At 58.0% G+C, this 15430-nt stretch carries 15 protein-coding genes; 6 read left to right on the plus strand and 9 right to left on the minus strand.

The genetic code is table 11. From position 1 onward, the window contains the following. Positions 1–67 precede the first annotated feature (67 nt). Together DKW72_RS04385 and DKW72_RS04390 are read right to left on the minus strand one after the other, a co-directional pair. Positions 68–2251 carry a right-handed parallel beta-helix repeat-containing protein gene (locus DKW72_RS04385; protein WP_111641112.1) on the minus strand — a complete coding sequence of 728 codons (2184 nt, stop codon included), beginning with the start codon at positions 2249–2251 and terminating at the stop codon, positions 68–70. A 77-nt stretch (positions 2252–2328) separates the two neighbouring features. Next, complete coding sequence (locus DKW72_RS04390) at positions 2329–3771, minus strand: right-handed parallel beta-helix repeat-containing protein (protein ID WP_111641113.1); 1443 nt, start codon at positions 3769–3771, stop codon at positions 2329–2331. A 196-nt stretch (positions 3772–3967) separates the two neighbouring features. Between DKW72_RS04390 and DKW72_RS04395 the strand changes: the two genes are divergently transcribed. The 3 genes from DKW72_RS04395 to DKW72_RS04405 are packed head-to-tail and all read left to right on the plus strand — an operon-like array spanning position 3968 to position 7021. After that, the gene (locus DKW72_RS04395) at positions 3968–4957 is read left to right on the plus strand and encodes a phosphoribulokinase (RefSeq protein ID WP_198411217.1); all 990 of its coding nucleotides are present in this window, start codon (positions 3968–3970) and stop codon (positions 4955–4957) included. Then, positions 4954–5796: an HAD-IIB family hydrolase gene (locus tag DKW72_RS04400; RefSeq protein WP_111641114.1), complete on the plus strand. Its 843-nt coding sequence runs from the start codon at positions 4954–4956 to the stop codon at positions 5794–5796. The genes DKW72_RS04395 and DKW72_RS04400 overlap by 4 nt, the downstream gene beginning before the upstream one ends. 10 nt (positions 5797–5806) lie before the next feature. Beyond that, positions 5807–7021: a glycosyltransferase family protein gene (locus tag DKW72_RS04405; protein ID WP_111641115.1), complete on the plus strand. Its 1215-nt coding sequence runs from the start codon at positions 5807–5809 to the stop codon at positions 7019–7021. A 323-nt stretch (positions 7022–7344) separates the two neighbouring features. On the opposite strand, the gene DKW72_RS04410 is transcribed toward DKW72_RS04405, so the two are convergent. Continuing rightward, positions 7345–9096, minus strand: a complete 1752-nt coding sequence (locus DKW72_RS04410; protein WP_111641116.1) for an alpha-amylase family glycosyl hydrolase — start codon at positions 9094–9096, stop codon at positions 7345–7347. Positions 9097–9164: 68 nt separating this feature from the next. Then, positions 9165–9692 carry a gluconokinase gene (locus DKW72_RS04415; RefSeq protein WP_111641117.1) on the minus strand — a complete coding sequence of 176 codons (528 nt, stop codon included), beginning with the start codon at positions 9690–9692 and terminating at the stop codon, positions 9165–9167. 150 nt (positions 9693–9842) lie between these two features. Here DKW72_RS04415 and gntR point away from each other — a divergent pair, with 150 nt between their 5' ends. Beyond that, positions 9843–10892 carry an HTH-type transcriptional regulator GntR gene (gene gntR / locus DKW72_RS04420; protein WP_111641118.1) on the plus strand — a complete coding sequence of 350 codons (1050 nt, stop codon included), beginning with the start codon at positions 9843–9845 and terminating at the stop codon, positions 10890–10892. Here gntR and maoP read toward each other — a convergent pair. Together maoP and rpsT are read right to left on the minus strand one after the other, a co-directional pair. Further along, positions 10889–11182: a DUF413 domain-containing protein gene (gene maoP, locus DKW72_RS04425; protein WP_111641119.1), complete on the minus strand. Its 294-nt coding sequence runs from the start codon at positions 11180–11182 to the stop codon at positions 10889–10891. The genes gntR and maoP overlap by 4 nt on opposite strands. 182 nt (positions 11183–11364) lie before the next feature. Further along, on the minus strand, positions 11365–11631 hold the full coding sequence (gene rpsT / locus DKW72_RS04430) for a 30S ribosomal protein S20 (RefSeq protein WP_111641120.1): 267 nt from the start codon (positions 11629–11631) through the stop codon (positions 11365–11367). 186 nt (positions 11632–11817) lie between these two features. Between rpsT and DKW72_RS04435 the strand changes: the two genes are divergently transcribed. Next, positions 11818–12894 (plus strand): sensor domain-containing diguanylate cyclase, encoded by a 1077-nt coding sequence (locus DKW72_RS04435; RefSeq protein WP_111641121.1) that lies wholly within the window; start codon positions 11818–11820, stop codon positions 12892–12894. Continuing rightward, a complete protein-coding gene (locus DKW72_RS04440; protein WP_111641122.1) occupies positions 12887–13510 on the plus strand; it encodes an IMPACT family protein in 624 nt (207 codons plus the stop codon). The genes DKW72_RS04435 and DKW72_RS04440 overlap by 8 nt, the downstream gene beginning before the upstream one ends. A 283-nt stretch (positions 13511–13793) precedes the next feature. Here the strand turns inward: DKW72_RS04440 and DKW72_RS04445 are convergent, their stop codons facing one another. The 3 genes from DKW72_RS04445 to DKW72_RS04455 all read right to left on the minus strand — a co-directional run bounded on the left by DKW72_RS04445 (position 13794) and on the right by DKW72_RS04455 (position 15373). Then, positions 13794–14282, minus strand: a complete 489-nt coding sequence (locus tag DKW72_RS04445; protein ID WP_111641123.1) for a hypothetical protein — start codon at positions 14280–14282, stop codon at positions 13794–13796. 110 nt (positions 14283–14392) lie between these two features. Further along, complete coding sequence (locus tag DKW72_RS04450) at positions 14393–14812, minus strand: secondary thiamine-phosphate synthase enzyme YjbQ (protein ID WP_111641124.1); 420 nt, start codon at positions 14810–14812, stop codon at positions 14393–14395. A gap of 42 nt (positions 14813–14854) precedes the next feature. After that, complete coding sequence (locus DKW72_RS04455) at positions 14855–15373, minus strand: hypothetical protein (protein WP_111641125.1); 519 nt, start codon at positions 15371–15373, stop codon at positions 14855–14857. Positions 15374–15430: the final 57 nt, after the last annotated feature.

Consider the following 15430-nt stretch of genomic DNA (forward strand, 5'->3'; position numbering starts at 1 on the left):
ACTACTCTTTATTTACTAGGGTGAAAACAGACCCGGTGATGTCACCGGGTCAAAACTGACGTTAGTGCTAGGGTTGATACTCGTAGGCGCCCATATCCGGTGCGCTGCCATTGAAGGGGCGGCCGATATCGACTCCGCCATCAACCATGGGGCTATCGGGCTTAGGTTTCAGGAGATCAATCTCCGGCAGAGAGCCGTCGGCCTGACGTTCACTTTTTGCGAGATCAACGTTCAGAGAGACAAAATCACCGGTGGTTGGTTCGTTGGCAAGCTGCCAACTGTTGCCTTCTTGAACAGACCTGTTGGCAATGTTGACGTTTCCAATCAGACTCGCGTTGTTCTGGAATACATGACGTTTACTGCTGTCGTCCGGATTGCTCCCGATATTGAAATTGTTGACGCTGTTCAAGGCCGTATTGTGAATCAGTGTCAGGGCGCCGGTGTTGTTGTTTCTGTCGAACGCGGCGTTGCTATTGCCATAGCGAAGGTCGAACGCCATGTTGCGGTAAACTAGATGGTCGCCGGGTTCGTGATTACCACCGAGTTTGAAGCCATTACCGCCACCGTCAAAATCACTGCCTTCATAGCCTAGCGCCTCTTGATTCCCATTGCTGAAGGTCCAGTTGTTGTACAGGACAATGGGGTGGGGCGCGCGCCAGAAATCGAAGCCGTCATCGGAGTTCTCCCAGGCGCGGTTACCGTAGAACATATTGCCCGGGCCCAGGTCGGGGAACTTGGCACCAAAGCCATCAGCGTTGTTGCCAATCCGTTCGTTCGGGCTGTCACCGGCGGCCTTGCGGCGACCGTCGTTGAAGTTGCGATAGCTGTCGCAGTTCATGATCAGGTTGTTGGAGGCGGAGCCGGCCATATGAATGCCCGTGTCATAGTTCTCCTTTGCCACCAGGCGTTCGAGGCGGTTGAAGCTGCCGTCCATACGGATACCGTTGTGGCCGGCGTGACGAATCTTCAGCCCGTAGAGATGCCAGTAGTTGGCGTTCAAGCGAATACCGTTATTATTGCCGCCAATATTCTGGCTGGAGAAATCGAGAATCGGCGTCTCGCCGGGGTAGGCAAAAATCGTAATGGGGTTCTCGGGGCTGCCACTGACATTGTTGATGTTGATGGTGCTACTGTGGTTGTAGACCCCGCCGCGCATCACGATGACGTCGCCGGGCGCTACCTGACTGAGCGCGTGGTTCAGCGTGGCAAAGGGTGCAGCTTCGCTGCCCGCGTCGCTGTTGTTGCCGTCGGTCGCGACATAGTAAATATTCTCACCCGCGGGAATCACGTCGTGAGGTGTCGGTGTGGGCGGCTCGGGAATGGTCAGTTCGACCGGTTCGTCGGCGCCGTCGTCTTTACAGTCGCGAGTATCTTCCGAGTCTCCGTAGCCAATGATACAGCCAATATTTGCGGGCAGTTTTCCGGCCAGTTCATCGGGCGAGTAAGCTGCTTCGTCGGTCCATATCAACCAGTCGAGTTCGGCTTTGTATTGGTGGCTGCCGCCATCGCCAAAACGAATGTAGTTGTCACCATCGTTCACGGCTGAGCGCAACGCGGCTGATTCCAGTTCCAGTACCGGGTCGGCTTCGCCGTCGATATACACCCGTACGTCGCCGGTGGCGGGATCAGTCAGGGTTATCGCGACCTGGTAGATACGGAAGCGGTCCATTTCATACCCGTAGGCCTCCACCGATTCATCGTTATTGGCACGTTCAAGCTGCACACCTTGTGCGCTGCCGTCAGCACGGATAATGGTTTTCAGGCGGCTGCCGGGTTGACCTTCATCGGCCAGAGCGACCTCGATATCGAGCAGGCGAAAGCCTTCAGCGAAACCGGTCATGCCAGTGACAAACGTGAGGTGCTTCGGGTAGTCGCCTTGATTGTTGGCGATGCCTTCGTGCTGTGCGACCAGGCGATAGCTGCCCACAGCGCTGCTATCGAAGGTGACTGTGCCGTCGCCGTTGTCGGTGAAAAAGTCGGCGTCGGCTGGTTCAGCACTCTCGAGTGCGAAGGCCGTCGCGGAGCCATCACTGAGGGTGAGAGAGCCGTCTACTGTTGGGTGGTAGTCGGCGGCGTAGACATTCCAGTGAATGCCGTTCTGATTGTCCACAGAACTGCTGGAGGAGCTGCTTGAATCTCCGCCATTGCCATTGCCATTGCCGTTGGTGGTTCCTGTATCAGTACTGCTGCTGCCGCAACCCACAAGGAGCGAGGCACTCGCGAGTGCGATAAAAAAGGGGCTTAATTTCATTGGATGACCTCTAGGTCTTATCGTTGTTTGAGATATGAGGCCCGCTGCCTTCCGGCAGCGGGTATCCGACGGGTTGCCTATTCAGAAAATTCGCGCGCGCCGATATCTGGCGCTGAACCGTTAAATGGGAGGCCCTCTTGGGGGTCTGTGCCGGCATTGATCAGCGCGCTGCCGGGTGCCAGCTTGAACAGATCGGTGTCGGGCAGCGAGCCGTCCGGGTTGCGCGGCTCGAGTGCAAGGGAGGTGTCGGTGCTGACAAAGTGGCTCTCGTCGATGGTGACGTCGTCCAGATCCCAGCTGTTGGTCACTTGGGTATTGGCGCCGCCTACGTCGTGTATACCCACCAGTGCGAGGTTGTTTGCCAGTACATTTCGGCCCGAGAACGCAAAATTGCGCCCGTTGTTGTAAGCCGTGTTGTTGACCAGCAGGATGGTGCCGGAGTTGCTGTTCTGATCGAAACCTTTGTGGGCGTTTCCGCGGGTGTTGTCAAAGGCCATATTGCGGTACACCACGTGATTGCCGTTCTCGTCAGTGCGGCCGAGTTTAAAGCCATTGCCGCCGCCAGTGAAGGCGCTCTGGAATTCGGCAAAGGTCATGTCCAATCGCTCCAGCAGGTCTTCCCGGTATTCAAAGACATCCGGGTTGCCATTATCAAAGGCCCAGTTGTTGTACAGAATAATCGTGGAATCAGATTCCCAGAAGTCAAAGCCGTCATCCGAGTTGTTCCAGGCACGGTTGCCATAGAACATATTGCCCGCACCCAGGCGGTCGCCTTTGGCGGTAAAGCCATCAGCACGGTTACCCACAGGGTCACGGGCATTGACGTTCTTATAGGAGTCGCAGTTCATGACGAGGTTGTAGGAACCATAGCCACTGATGTGAACACCGGTATCTTCGTTGCCGTAGGAGACGCAACGTTCCAGCCGGATGTGGTTACCTTCGATGTTGATGCCGTTGTGGGCGGCGTAGCGAACCTTGACGCCCACAATATTCCAATAGTCTCCCCACAGGCGCAAGCCGCGGCCACTCTCTTGGGCGGAGAAGTCCAGAATGGGTGTTTCGCCGGGGTAATTGATCAAGGTGATACGGGCTTCTGCTGTACCGTCGACACCGCGGATATTGACCGTGTCATCCTCGTGATAGACGCCGCCGCGCAGCACAATCACGTCGCCCGGGCCAACCATTTCAACCGCCAAGGGGATGCTGCGCAACGGCTGCTCTTCGGTTCCGGGGTTGTTGTCGCTGCCATCGGGCGCGACGAAAAAGACGTTCTCGCCGTCAGGAATACTGTCGTGAGGCGTAGGCTCCGGCGGTGGGTTGGGAATCAGGTGCAGGCCCGAGTCGAAAGGGTCCAACTCGACCGTTACCGGGGGCTCCTCCCCGTTTCCGCTGCCGTTGCTGTTGCCGTTACCATTGCCGTTTCCGGGGGTTTCACCGACCGGGTCGCTGGAGGAGCTGCCGCAGCCGACCAACAGAAGGGCGAGTGCAAGCAGGATCGTTGATTGGGCAAGTGCTTTCATAGGGGGCTCTCATCGTCTTGCGTTATCGTTTTCGTGCGCGGATTTGACCAAGCGCGACGTATGATCTCTTCGAGTATAAATGGTTGCGTATATCAATTGAAGCGTCTTTACATATCTAAGCGGATGAATGACTACATTAAGCTGGCAGGTATCTTGCTGTGAACAATACACTGGACACCGAAAACGAGGTTACCGCATGGCACTGAAATCCCCGGGCTCCCTATGGCCTCCTGCCTGGCAGCGATGCGCCGAACCCCCTGAGCTGGCCGCCTGGCTGCCGGGGTTTTGTGCGCAGGAGCGGCTCTCGCCGACCGTGGGCGGGGCGTTGGTGGCGCTTTATTGGCCCCTGGCAGTGGCGCTGGCTGAGCGTGCCGAGGCGCTGGGGCGCCCCTTGGTGCTGGGCGTCAATGGCGCCCAGGGCACTGGCAAATCAACCGCCGCAGCCTGCCTGGAGGGCTTGCTGGCGCTGTGCGGGGCGAGGGCCTGCTGCCTATCCATCGATGATGTGTATTTGACCCGTGCCGAGCGCCAGCAATTGGCCCGCGATGTCCACCCGCTGTTTGCGACCCGGGGTGTGCCCGGCACCCACGATCTGGCACTGGCCGAGCGGGTACTGGCGGCGCTGCGAGCGGCCAGACCCGGGACCCTCACGCCACTGCCTCGCTTTGATAAGGCGCAGGATGACCGATTGCCACCGGATCAATGGCCGGTGTTTGAGGGTCGGCCAGCGGTCATTTTACTCGAAGGTTGGTGCCTGGGGGCCGTACCTGAGCCCGATGGGGCCCTGGCGAAGCCGTACAATGCGCTCGAGCGTGAGTCGGACCCCGAGGGCCTATGGCGGACAAGCGTCAATCGCGCGCTCGCGGACTACCAGCCGTGGTTTTCCCAGTTGGACTGCCTGGTCATGCTCAAGGCACCTTCGTTCGAGCAGGTCTATGAGTGGCGTGAACTGCAAGAGCAGAAACTGCGCGCCCGGCTCTCCCCCGAAGAGCTGGCCCACTCCCGGGTCATGAGCCCGGCACAGGTTGCACACTTTATCAGCCATTACGAGCGCCTGACGCGCTGGATGCTCGACGAGATGCCCGCGCGCGCTGACGTCGTTATAGCCCTGGATGCTGAACACCGGGTGACCGGTCTGACGGTGGCGCCCACAACTGCTCTCATGCCGGAGGAGACCCCCCGATGACTTATGACCCTTATCTGGTGTTTACCGATCTCGACGGAACCCTGCTCAATCACCACGACTATGATTGGCGCCCGGCGCAACCGGCACTGACACGCCTGCGCGAGCGCGAAATTCCGGTGATTCTGGTATCGAGCAAAACCGCGCCAGAAATGCTGGAGTTGCGCGCTGAGCTTGATAACGCCGCGCCTTTTGTCTGTGAAAATGGCAGCGTGATTGTGATTCCCGAGGCAATGCAGGCGATTTTACAGCTGGATATCACCTCAGGGCCGGCAGCGGGCTACTATTACAGTTACCGGGGGGCCAGTCGCGAACGCATTCTGACGGTGCTGGCGCCCCTGAAAAAACAGTTTGCCTTTACCGGGTTTGCCGAAATGAGTGTTGAGGACATTGTCGCCAGGACTGGCTTGTCGGAAGAAGCGGCCACCCGGGCCGGCAAACGTATGGCGTCCGAGCCCCTGCTGTGGCGGGACGATGATGCAGCCTTGGAGGCCTTCACCGAGCAGTTGGCACAGCAGCGCTTGCGCCTGATCAAAGGGGGACGGTTTTACCATGTGATGGGTCAGTGCGATAAGGGGGATGCGGTACGCTCCTTGCAGCAGGCCTACCAGCACCAGTTTCGGGCAATCCCCAAAGCCATTGCACTGGGAGATAGCCCCAACGACCTGGACATGCTGAAACAGGCGGATATTGCGGTTGTGATTCCGCGCCACAATGGTGCAGTTATGCAGGATGATGCACTAAGAGATGCCATTGTTGCCCCAGAGCCCGGTGCGGCCGGGTGGCGACAGGCGATTGAAGCGATTCTGGCCGGGCTGCCAACGTCGACCAATAAACCATGAGGGTTAAGCCGTGAGTGACTTTTTTCAGAATGGACGTATTGCCACCTTGCACAACCTGGGTGCTCATCCCATTGAGGCTTTGGAGAAGCAGCTCAACGAGTGGAAAGAAAGAAAACCGATGTGTCTGGTATTGCCGTGTCTTTACTCTGAGCTGGAGGGGCCGGCGCTGGAGCATATTGTCGATGAACTGTGCAAGGTGACGTATCTCGATCAGATCATTATCGGTTTGGATCGAGCCACCGAGGAGGAGTTTCGCCACGCCAAAAAATTCTTTTCCCGCTTGCCGCAGGAGCATCACATTCTCTGGAACGACGGTCCGCGCCTGAGAGCTATTGATGCGGTACTGGCCGACCACGGCCTCGCACCCAGTGAGTTGGGCAAGGGGCGCAACGTCTGGTACTGCCTGGGGTATGCTTTGGCTCTGGGCAAGGCCAAGGCCGTAGCGCTGCACGACTGCGACATCCTTACCTACAAACGCGATATCGTTGCCAAGTTGTTCTATCCGGTAGTGCATCCGACGTTTAATTACGCCTTCTGCAAAGGCTATTACTACCGCGCCGCAAGCGGCAAGCTCAATGGTCGGGTCAGTCGCCTGCTGGTGTCGCCGTTGGTCCGGGCCCTGGAAAAAGTCTACGGAGCGGATGATTACCTGGATTTTATCGACAGCTTCCGTTACCCGCTCGCGGGTGAGTTTTCCATGGTCATGGACGTGGTGAGTTCGATCCGGATTCCCAGTGATTGGGGTTTGGAGATCGGCGTGCTGTCGGAAGTCAATCGGCGCTATTCCGATGAGCGCGTGTGTCAGGTCGATATTGCCGACGCCTACGATCATAAGCACCAGGACTTGTCCCCCGACAATCCCGATGGCGGCTTGTCAAAGATGAGCACGGATATTTCCAAGTCGCTGTTTCGCAAGTTGGCCATCAAGGGCAGGGTATTTACCCCGGAAGTGTTTCGTACGATTAAAGCCAGCTATTATCGGTTGGCATTGGATCTGGTGGATCGCTATCACAATGACGCGGTAATCAATGGCATGACCCTGGACCGCAATCAGGAAGAGGACACCATCGAGCTGTTTACCAAGTGCATCATGCGCGCGGGCGAGCAGTTTTTGAGTGACCCCACCGAGCGCCCGTTTATGTCCAATTGGTCGCGGGTGTTGAGCGCGGTGCCCGATGTGTACGGCCGGCTGCGAGAGGCAGTTGATGAGGATCGGGCGATATAGGTTAAGCGAGCAATGGCTCGCTGTTGTTGGGTTGGGTGCCTCAGTGTCGGATTACGGCTGCGCCTAATCCGACCTACTCGGACAAAGGCACGTTGTATCTATGCGGTTGGTGGTTATTTTGTCGGATTACGGCTGCGCCTAATCCGACCTACTCAAACAATGGCACGTTGCACCCAGTAGGTCGGATTAGCCCAAAGGGCGTAATCCGACGATGAGGCACCCAGTCCCCAGCCCCGACAATCACAGTAGCAATGGCACGTTGTTGCGAGTAGGTCGGATTAGCCCGAAGGGCGTAATCCGACACCTGAGGCACCTGACCCGACTCAATCCCTGCCGTGCCAATTGGTCAACCAGACCGACTGATAAGGTGCAAGCGTCAACACCCCGTACAGATCTCCTATCGATTCACCGCTGATCAAATCCCGCCAGTCATCGGTGCTGATCAGATTGATGTCCGCCAGATTCACCTGCTGCTCTCGATCGCTGACATTATTCAAGCAAAAAATACTCTGCTGGCGCTGCATGCTCTGACGCCAAAAGGCGAAAACCTCCGGCTTTAAATGCAAGGTAAACTGGGTCGCGTTCGGATGAAACGCCGGTTGCTCACAGCGTATTGCGATGAGTTCGCGCAGGCGATTGAAAATTCTGTGATTGGGCGTTTCGGGATCGTTCAACAGTTCGTTGAGCTCACTCATCTGCCAGTTCTTGCGGTTGATCGAACGATTACTTTGCGTCGCTTCGAGTTTGTCCTGGTCATTGGGGGTGGCAAATAACGTGTGAATGTAAAACGCCGGGATGCCCTCCAGCGACAGCATGATGATTTGCGAGCACAGCAGACGCGCCTCCTGCCAGCGGTCGGTGCCCCTGAGAGAACCCTTGAAGGCATCGAACAGGCTGATATTGGCTTCGTAGGGCTTGCGATTACCCTCCGCATCGGTGCGCCAGCTGATACGCCCACCAAAGGATTGGAGTGCCTGCAGAAAGATGTCCAACTCGTGATCATCAAGCAAGCCCTCTACCGGACGCAAACCGATGCCGTCGTGGGAGGCGGTAAAGTTCAGATAGGTGCAGCCCACCGGCGACGGCGGCATACTCATCATCCAGCTCTTAAGGTACTGCGACGTGCCGGCGAGCAAGGCATGGATCACCAGGGGCGGCAGGCTGAAGTTGTAAATGATGTGCGCTTCGTTACTGTTGCCAAAGTAAGTCAGGTTCTCCCGGTTGGGCACATTGGTCTCGCTGATAAGCAACGCATGGGCGTTCTTATAGTCCATCAGCAGTCGAAGCAGCTTGATCACATCGTGAGTCTGCGGCAGATGGATGCAGGAGGTGCCGATTTCCTTCCACAGGAATGCCACCGCATCCAGGCGCAACCACTGGGCCCCTTCATCCAGGTATTGGCCAATGATCGCGATAAACTCCAGCAGCACTTTCGGGTTGCGAAAATCCACATCCACCTGATCGTGGCTGAACGTGCACCACACATGCTTGGTACCTTCAGTCGTCTCCACCGCACGCAGCAGTGGACTGGTGCGAGGGCGCACCACCTGGCTCAGGTCGTAGTGGGGGCTGGCTTCGACAAAATAGTCGCGCCCGGGGTCTTTCCCGTACAGGTAGTTGCGAAACCAGCGGCTCTGGCTCGATGTGTGATTGATGACCAGGTCGGCCATCAACTTGAAGTCTTTTCCCAGGGCGTTGATGTCTTCCCAGTCGCCCAGCTCGGGGTCGACCTGGGTGTAATCAATCACGGAAAAGCCATCGTCGGAGCTGTAGGGAAAAAACGGCAATACGTGCACCGCGCTGAACACCTCGCGCAAATGATCGTGCAGAAAGTGTTGCAGGGTATCCAGGGGTTTGTGACCGTGTTCGCGCAGGGAGTTGCCATAGGTGATCAGTAGGCAATCGCGCTCGGACCAGAGTTCCTCAGGCGGCACCACGGCCTTGTTCTGGCGGGTGCCAATAGCATCCAGGCACTCCTGGGTTAACGCTTGGGGGTCGCTGGCGGGGTAGAGCCCAGCCAGCAGGGTGCTCACTTTACTGCGCAATTCGTCGAGAGACAAAAAATCGGTGGTCATTGCCCGGCTCCTTGAGGGTCATGTTGTGGATTATGACGCAATATCCGGGCCAGTGCGTTTCTTGTATCTCAGGGGATGAGCGCCCGTTGCTTGAGAATGTTGAGTGCGTTGTCGACGACGTCGTTCAGGGGCGGGTGGGTATCCAGTGGCGTAACATCCTTTTCGTCCGCGGGACTTTCCAGGCTATCGAATTGACTGTCCAGCAGTGAGACCGGCATAAAGTGATCGCGGCGCTCTTCCAAACGCTCACGGATGAGTGCTTTGTCGCCCGTGAGCCAAAAGAAATGGGTGCAAAAATCCAGTTGACGCAGGGCCTCGCGATGCTGGCGGCGCAGACCGGAAAAGGCCAGGGTGCAGCTCTGGCCGCGCTTTCGATGATCGCTCAGGGTTTCGCTCAGGCTCGCAATCCAGGGAGCGCGCATGGCGTCGTCGAGGGGTCGACCTTCGGTCATACGTTTTCGGGCTTCAGGGGTGTGAAAGTCGTCAGCGTCGAGAAAAGGGATGCCGAGTGCCTGGGCCAGCCGCTTGGCCGTTACCGACTTGCCACAACCCGAGACTCCCATAACAACCAGCAGCATTGGTGGGGCGTGCGGCATTGTCGGAGATTCCTTATCGGTGTCATCTAAATCATTATTCAGTAGGGGTGTTCAAGACAGTACCATGAAAAATCTGGTAGCGCAAACACGCGGGCCATGCTACCATGTTTGCGGTAACAAATCACAAAGGCAAGACAAGAGGATTGTTTTATGCTGCTGGATGCTCGTAAAGCCCGCAAAAAAGTGACTTTGGCCGATGTCGCCAGGATGGCAGGGGTCAGCTCCATGACCGCGTCGCGCACCATCAATTACCCCGAAAAAGTATCCGAGCAGTTGCGCGACAAGGTGCAGCAGGCGATTGATACGCTGGGCTATATACCCAATCAGTTCGCCAGCTCCCTGGCATCCGCACGTTCCCATGTTATCGGCGTAGCAATACCGTCCCTGTCCAATACCGTGTTCAACGAAGTGTTGCGGGGCATTTACGACGTGACCGGACGCGCCGGCTACAAGGTGGTGTTGGTGGATACGCACTACTGTCCGGCTGAGGAAGAGCGCCTGGTGCGCACATTGCTCAGTCAGTCCCCCGAAGCGATGATCATTACCGGTGCGGATCAGACCGACGCTTGCCGAACCATGCTGCGTCGCTCCTGTGTGCCGGTGGTGCAGATGATGGAAATGGTGGAGGCGCCGATTGATATGAATATCGGGTTTTCCCACTATCAGGCGGGTTATGACGTGGCCGCAGGCCTGCTGGCGCGGGGGTGTGAGCGTATCGGATTTCTTGGCGCGCGCATGGATCCGCGCGTACATCAGCGCCTGCATGGCTATCGCCGGGCCCTGTCTGAGCGTCAGCTCAACAATAAAACGCTGGAGGTCACCACCGAGGATCCCTCATCGGTGGGAATGGGCGGGCAATTGATGCGACAGCTCTGGACGCAAGCCGCGGGCCAATTGGACGCGGTCTTCTGTTGCAACGACGACCTGGCCCTGGGGGCGCTGTTCGAGTGCCAGCGGCTGGGGATCGATATTCCGGGGCAAATGCTGCTGTGTGGCTTCAATGACATGGATGCCATGGCACACGTCAATCCGTCGCTTTCGAGTGTGCACACCCCGCGTTACGAGATGGGTGTGAAGGCCGCTGAAATGGTGCTTGGGGCGCTGTCCGATGAAGGCGAGACCGGTCCCAAGCGGCTGGATATTGGCTACACCGTCAAATGGCGCGATTCTGCTCGCGCCCCGCGTCCTCTGACCGCCTAGGCTGTCTCTTGGATTTTTTCCGCGCGCTCGGCCACCAGGCGTAGATACTTGATCCAGGCCTGTTCAATCGGGCTTCTGGGGGCGTACTGGTGGTCGATCACCTTGAGCAGGTGTTGGTCCTCATCCGTAGGGTTGGTGACCTCTTTGCGGCACAGGGCCTGAATCAGGGTGCCGTACTTGCGCAGCAGGCGAGCCTGAGTGCTGGACAGCTGGTCGTCGTGGTCAAAGCCCTTGGGGAAATGGGTTTGGTCGTGAAAGGGCTGCTTCAGATAGTGATCTCTAGGCAACATAACGCGTTCTCCCTTGTTGTGTGCCCGTTATATAGGGTTATTGTGTCTGAAATATGTCAATCACCGCCGAAAAAATCAACCCTTTTTTACCCGCAACAAAAAAACCGGCCCTGGGCCGGTCTTCGGGCAGCGCGCTCGGCGCCGCCGGTCGTACTTGACTGCCCCGCAGGGCAGGCACCCGCTTAGGCAGCCATGGCCTTGATGCGAGTGTTCAGGCGGCTCTTATGACGAGCGGCCTTGTTCTTGTGGATAATGCCTTTATCCGCAATACGGTCAATGACCGGTACCGCGGCGGCGTAAGCGCCTTTGGCCGCTTCCACATCACCTGACTCAATGGCGCTAATGACGCGTTTGAGGTAGGTGCGAGCCATAGAACGGAGGCTGGCGTTGTGCTTGCGCGCTTTTTCGTTCTGGCGTGCACGTTTTTTAGCTTGGGGGGTATTGGCCACCGAAGTGCTCCTATAAATTAAATCAGTACTGAAATTGGTTGTCGTTCGGGCGACGTTGGATCGCAAGCCGAGCAAGGACGCGACATTATGCTGATTTAGCGCGCAATGTCAACTATCCTGTGAGGGTAAAAAGGCGCAAAATAGTGTCTAGGCGAGGTGCTTTGCGCACCGCCGGAAGGAGAAATCATGAACAAGCTCTTAAAGGGCTGCCTGTCCCCCGACCAGGAAGAAGTCCGCCTGGCGGCGCTGGCCGCCTACGAGATCCTGGATACCCCGGAAGAGGCGGCTTTTGACGAGCTGGTGGAGGTGGCCGCCTATATCTGTGATGCCCCCATCGCCGTGATCAATTTCGTTGATCGCCACCGCCAATGGTTTAAGGCCGTTAAAGGCCTGGGCGTGCGCGAGACCCCTCTCGATGTGTCGATCTGCGCGCATGCCATCATGCAGCCGGGCCTGTTTATTGTGCCCGATACCACCCGGGATCCCCGATTTGCCCAGAACCCGTTGGTCACCGGCGAGCCTCACTTGCGCTTTTACGCGGGGGCTCTGCTCGAAAGCCATGACGGACAGCCCTTGGGTACCCTGTGTGTGCTTGACTACAAGCCCCGGACCCTCAGTGAACGACAGGCCTTCGCACTTCAGGCCCTGGCCAACCAGGTCATGGCCCACATGGAGCTGATGCTTGCCCACCGCCAGCAGGTGACGCTGATTCGCGACCTGGACGCGGCACGCAAGGAAATGACCCATTGGGCGTCCACCGATTCGCTCACCGGGTTGCTCAACCGGCGCGCCTTTGAGCAGCGATTGTCCCAGGAGTTGGCGCTGGTCAAGCGCGGGGCTCGCCCCGGCGCGTTGATGATGCTGGATCTGGATGACTTCAAACGTATCAACGACAACTTTGGCCACCACGCCGGAGACGATGCAATCGTGTGCTTTGCGGATGCTTGTCGAGAGGTGTTCCGACAAGCGGATGTGGTGGGCCGCTGGGGCGGGGAGGAATTTATCATTTTGTTGCCGAGCACCGAACTGGGTGAAGCGGGGCACGCCGCGGAGCGCCTGCACCAGTCGTTGTCCCGTGAGCCCATTGCCCGTTCCGGCAGTGAGCCGCTGACAGTGACGGCCAGTATTGGCCTCTGCGCGTTGACCCCCGATGGCGAGCTGGACGATACCCTGCGCAACCTCGACGCCCTGCTTTACCAAGCCAAGCGCAAGGGCCGCAACTGTACCGTATGCGAAGTGATTGAACAGGACGATCATGACTGACACTGCAAGCACAGCCTACCCGGTACTGGCGAGCCCGTGCGAGTGGACCCACGAGGAAAAACGCAGCCAGTTTATCGCTCTATTGGAGCCAGTCACCACGCGCGAACAGGCCATGGCGGCATTGGAGCGCATCCGCACCGAACGCCCCGGCGCCAGCCATTACTGTTGGGCCTATATTCTGGGGCCAGCACGTCAACCCCTGAGTCAGGCCTTCAGCGACGACGGCGAGCCCGGTGGCACCGCGGGCAAGCCCATGCTCAACGTGTTGGCCCACCGCGACGCTGGCGATACGCTCGCCGTGGTGGTGCGTATCTTTGGTGGTGTAAAACTCGGCGCCGGCGGATTGGTGCGCGCTTATGGCGCCGCGGTCTCCGGTGCCCTGGACCTCGCCCAGTGGCGCACCGTCACCCCCTCCACCGCCGTCACCATCCACATCGACTTCGCCCAGGAAGCGGCCCTGCGCCACGCCCTCGAACAGCGCAATTTGATGGTCGAATCGGCCGCCTACAGCCAACGCGTCAGCCTCGACGTAGCCGTGCCGATGAATGACATCGAACAGTTAAGAGACATTGTGCAAACCCTTACCGCCGGACAAGGTGAATTAACGACGGATTGAGGGGCGTTTCTTGTGTGGCTGGGTGCCTCATTGTCGGATTACGGCTGCGCCTAATCCGACCTACAAAAACTCTGGCACGGTGTTTCGGGGTGGGTGCCGCATTGTCGGATTACGGCTGCGCCTAATCCGACCTACTAAAACTCTGGCACGATGTTTCGGGGTGGGGGCCGCATTGTCGGATTACGGCTGTGCCTAATCCGACCTACTAAAACTCTGGCGCGATGTCCCGCGTAGGTCGGATTAGCCCGAAGGGCGTAATCCGACACTGAGGCACCGGTTCCGTTTATTCCTGTTCATCCAACTCAAAGGTATAACGACTCCCCTCGTCATTCCAGGACGGGCAGCCGCCTTCGAAAACGGCGTACTCTGGCTGCACTTCGACGGTTTTAGGCGCGTAGTGTTCAGCGGTCAAGGTGAATTCGTAGTCGCCATCGCTATTGCCGAATTGGCAGGGCAGGTCACAAATCAGTACATCGTCCTCGGGCGTCGCATTCTCACAGTAGATGCCGCCGATGGGTGGGTAACTCATCCCGGTGGGCATGTCGGGGCAGAGTTCTTGGGCTGAGAAGGGGATGCCGCCCAAGCTGAAATCCGACAGGGTTACCTGGGATAACTCGGTTCCGGCCGGAGTGCCGATGACGCGCTCCAGGGTGATGATGGGTTCGAGGTAGTTGTGGACACAGGGTCCGAAGCCGTTGTCGTCTGATCCACAGCCAACCAGTAGTGCTGTCATTGCAAGACTCGCGGCGGGGGCAATCCTAGTCACTTTCATGGCGCGCTCCTTCGGGCTCGGTTTAGCCTCAAGCATAGGCGCACGGGCCCGATGTAACAACGTTTTTTGCCAATGAGTAACCTTTGCTCACAGATTCTTACAGGTCTGGCTTACTCTCCCTGCAAGGTCAACACCAGGCTGCGGCCACTGGCGCGGTTGCGGTGTTCGCACAGGTAGATGCCCTGCCAGATACCCAGGTTGAGTCGGCCGTTGGTGACCGGGATGTTCAGGCTGGCGCCGAGCAGGCTGGCCTTGAGGTGGGCGGGCATATCGTCCGGGCCTTCGTCGTTGTGGCGGTAGTAGGGCTCGTTCTCCGGCACGGCGCGGCTGAAGTAGCTTTCAAAGTCGTCGCGCACGGTGGGGTCGGCATTCTCATTGATGGTCAGTGAGGCCGAGGTGTGTTTAAGGGTGATATTGAGCAGGCCAATACTGACCTGGCTCAGCTCGGGGAACTGGCTCAGGATCTCGTCAGTGACCAGGTGGAAGCCCCGGCGGTAGGGTTTGAGCCGAATTTCTTTTTGGTACCACATGCTGATGCTGACTCCGGGCGAAATGAATGATCGCCCGCTATCTTAATCGCCTTGCTCGGTCAGCTCAAACTGATAGCGGCTGCCGCCGTCGCGCCAGGACGGGCAACCGCCCTCAAACACACTGTACTCGGGCTCGATGGTCACAGCGTTTGGTTGAAAGTGCTCAGCGCTCACGGTGAACTGATACGCTCTTTCGGAGTTGCCGAATTGACAGGGCAGGTCACACACAAGAGTTTCTTCCTCGATTGTGATGCCTTCGCAGTCGATATTGGCGGCGACCGGGTGACCTGTGCCGTCGGGTCTCTGCCTGCAGAGCTCTTGAGGGTGGAAAGGCTCCCCGTCGCGCTTAAAATCCGAGAGCCGAACCTGCGCCAGGGCGGTCCCTGCGGGCTGACCAACCACTTCCTCAAGGGTGATGATGGGTTCGTGATACATCTCGACGCAAGGGCCACCATCTCGCTCATCATTGTCGTTATCGTCCGCAGTCCAGGTCTCGGCGCCGTCAGAGCCGCAGGCGCTCAGCATGACAACCGCGGCGAGAGTAATCAGTGGTGTCTTCATCGGTGTCCTCCCGTGGACTGTGACAGTACCCACAGGGTAGGCGGCGGGGTGAATGAG

The sequence above is a fragment of the Marinimicrobium alkaliphilum genome (assembly GCF_003259155.1).
GTDB classification, from domain to species: Bacteria; Pseudomonadota; Gammaproteobacteria; order Pseudomonadales; family Cellvibrionaceae; genus Marinimicrobium_A; species Marinimicrobium_A alkaliphilum.

What these genes read in the sequence shown, in the direction of transcription:
- DKW72_RS04385 (WP_111641112.1), bottom strand. Translation starts at nt 2,251, where the DNA reads ATGAAATTAAGCCCCTTTTTTATCGCACTCGCGAGTGCCTCGCTCCTT.
- DKW72_RS04390 (WP_111641113.1), bottom strand. Translation starts at nt 3,771, where the DNA reads ATGAAAGCACTTGCCCAATCAACGATCCTGCTTGCACTCGCCCTTCTG.
- DKW72_RS04395 (WP_198411217.1), top strand. Translation starts at nt 3,968, where the DNA reads ATGGCACTGAAATCCCCGGGCTCCCTATGGCCTCCTGCCTGGCAGCGA.
- DKW72_RS04400 (WP_111641114.1), top strand. Translation starts at nt 4,954, where the DNA reads ATGACTTATGACCCTTATCTGGTGTTTACCGATCTCGACGGAACCCTG.
- DKW72_RS04410 (WP_111641116.1), bottom strand. Translation starts at nt 9,096, where the DNA reads ATGACCACCGATTTTTTGTCTCTCGACGAATTGCGCAGTAAAGTGAGC.
- DKW72_RS04415 (WP_111641117.1), bottom strand. Translation starts at nt 9,692, where the DNA reads ATGCCGCACGCCCCACCAATGCTGCTGGTTGTTATGGGAGTCTCGGGT.
- gntR (WP_111641118.1), top strand. Translation starts at nt 9,843, where the DNA reads ATGCTGCTGGATGCTCGTAAAGCCCGCAAAAAAGTGACTTTGGCCGAT.
- maoP (WP_111641119.1), bottom strand. Translation starts at nt 11,182, where the DNA reads ATGTTGCCTAGAGATCACTATCTGAAGCAGCCCTTTCACGACCAAACC.
- DKW72_RS04435 (WP_111641121.1), top strand. Translation starts at nt 11,818, where the DNA reads ATGAACAAGCTCTTAAAGGGCTGCCTGTCCCCCGACCAGGAAGAAGTC.
- DKW72_RS04440 (WP_111641122.1), top strand. Translation starts at nt 12,887, where the DNA reads ATGACTGACACTGCAAGCACAGCCTACCCGGTACTGGCGAGCCCGTGC.
- DKW72_RS04445 (WP_111641123.1), bottom strand. Translation starts at nt 14,282, where the DNA reads ATGAAAGTGACTAGGATTGCCCCCGCCGCGAGTCTTGCAATGACAGCA.
- DKW72_RS04450 (WP_111641124.1), bottom strand. Translation starts at nt 14,812, where the DNA reads ATGTGGTACCAAAAAGAAATTCGGCTCAAACCCTACCGCCGGGGCTTC.
- DKW72_RS04455 (WP_111641125.1), bottom strand. Translation starts at nt 15,373, where the DNA reads ATGAAGACACCACTGATTACTCTCGCCGCGGTTGTCATGCTGAGCGCC.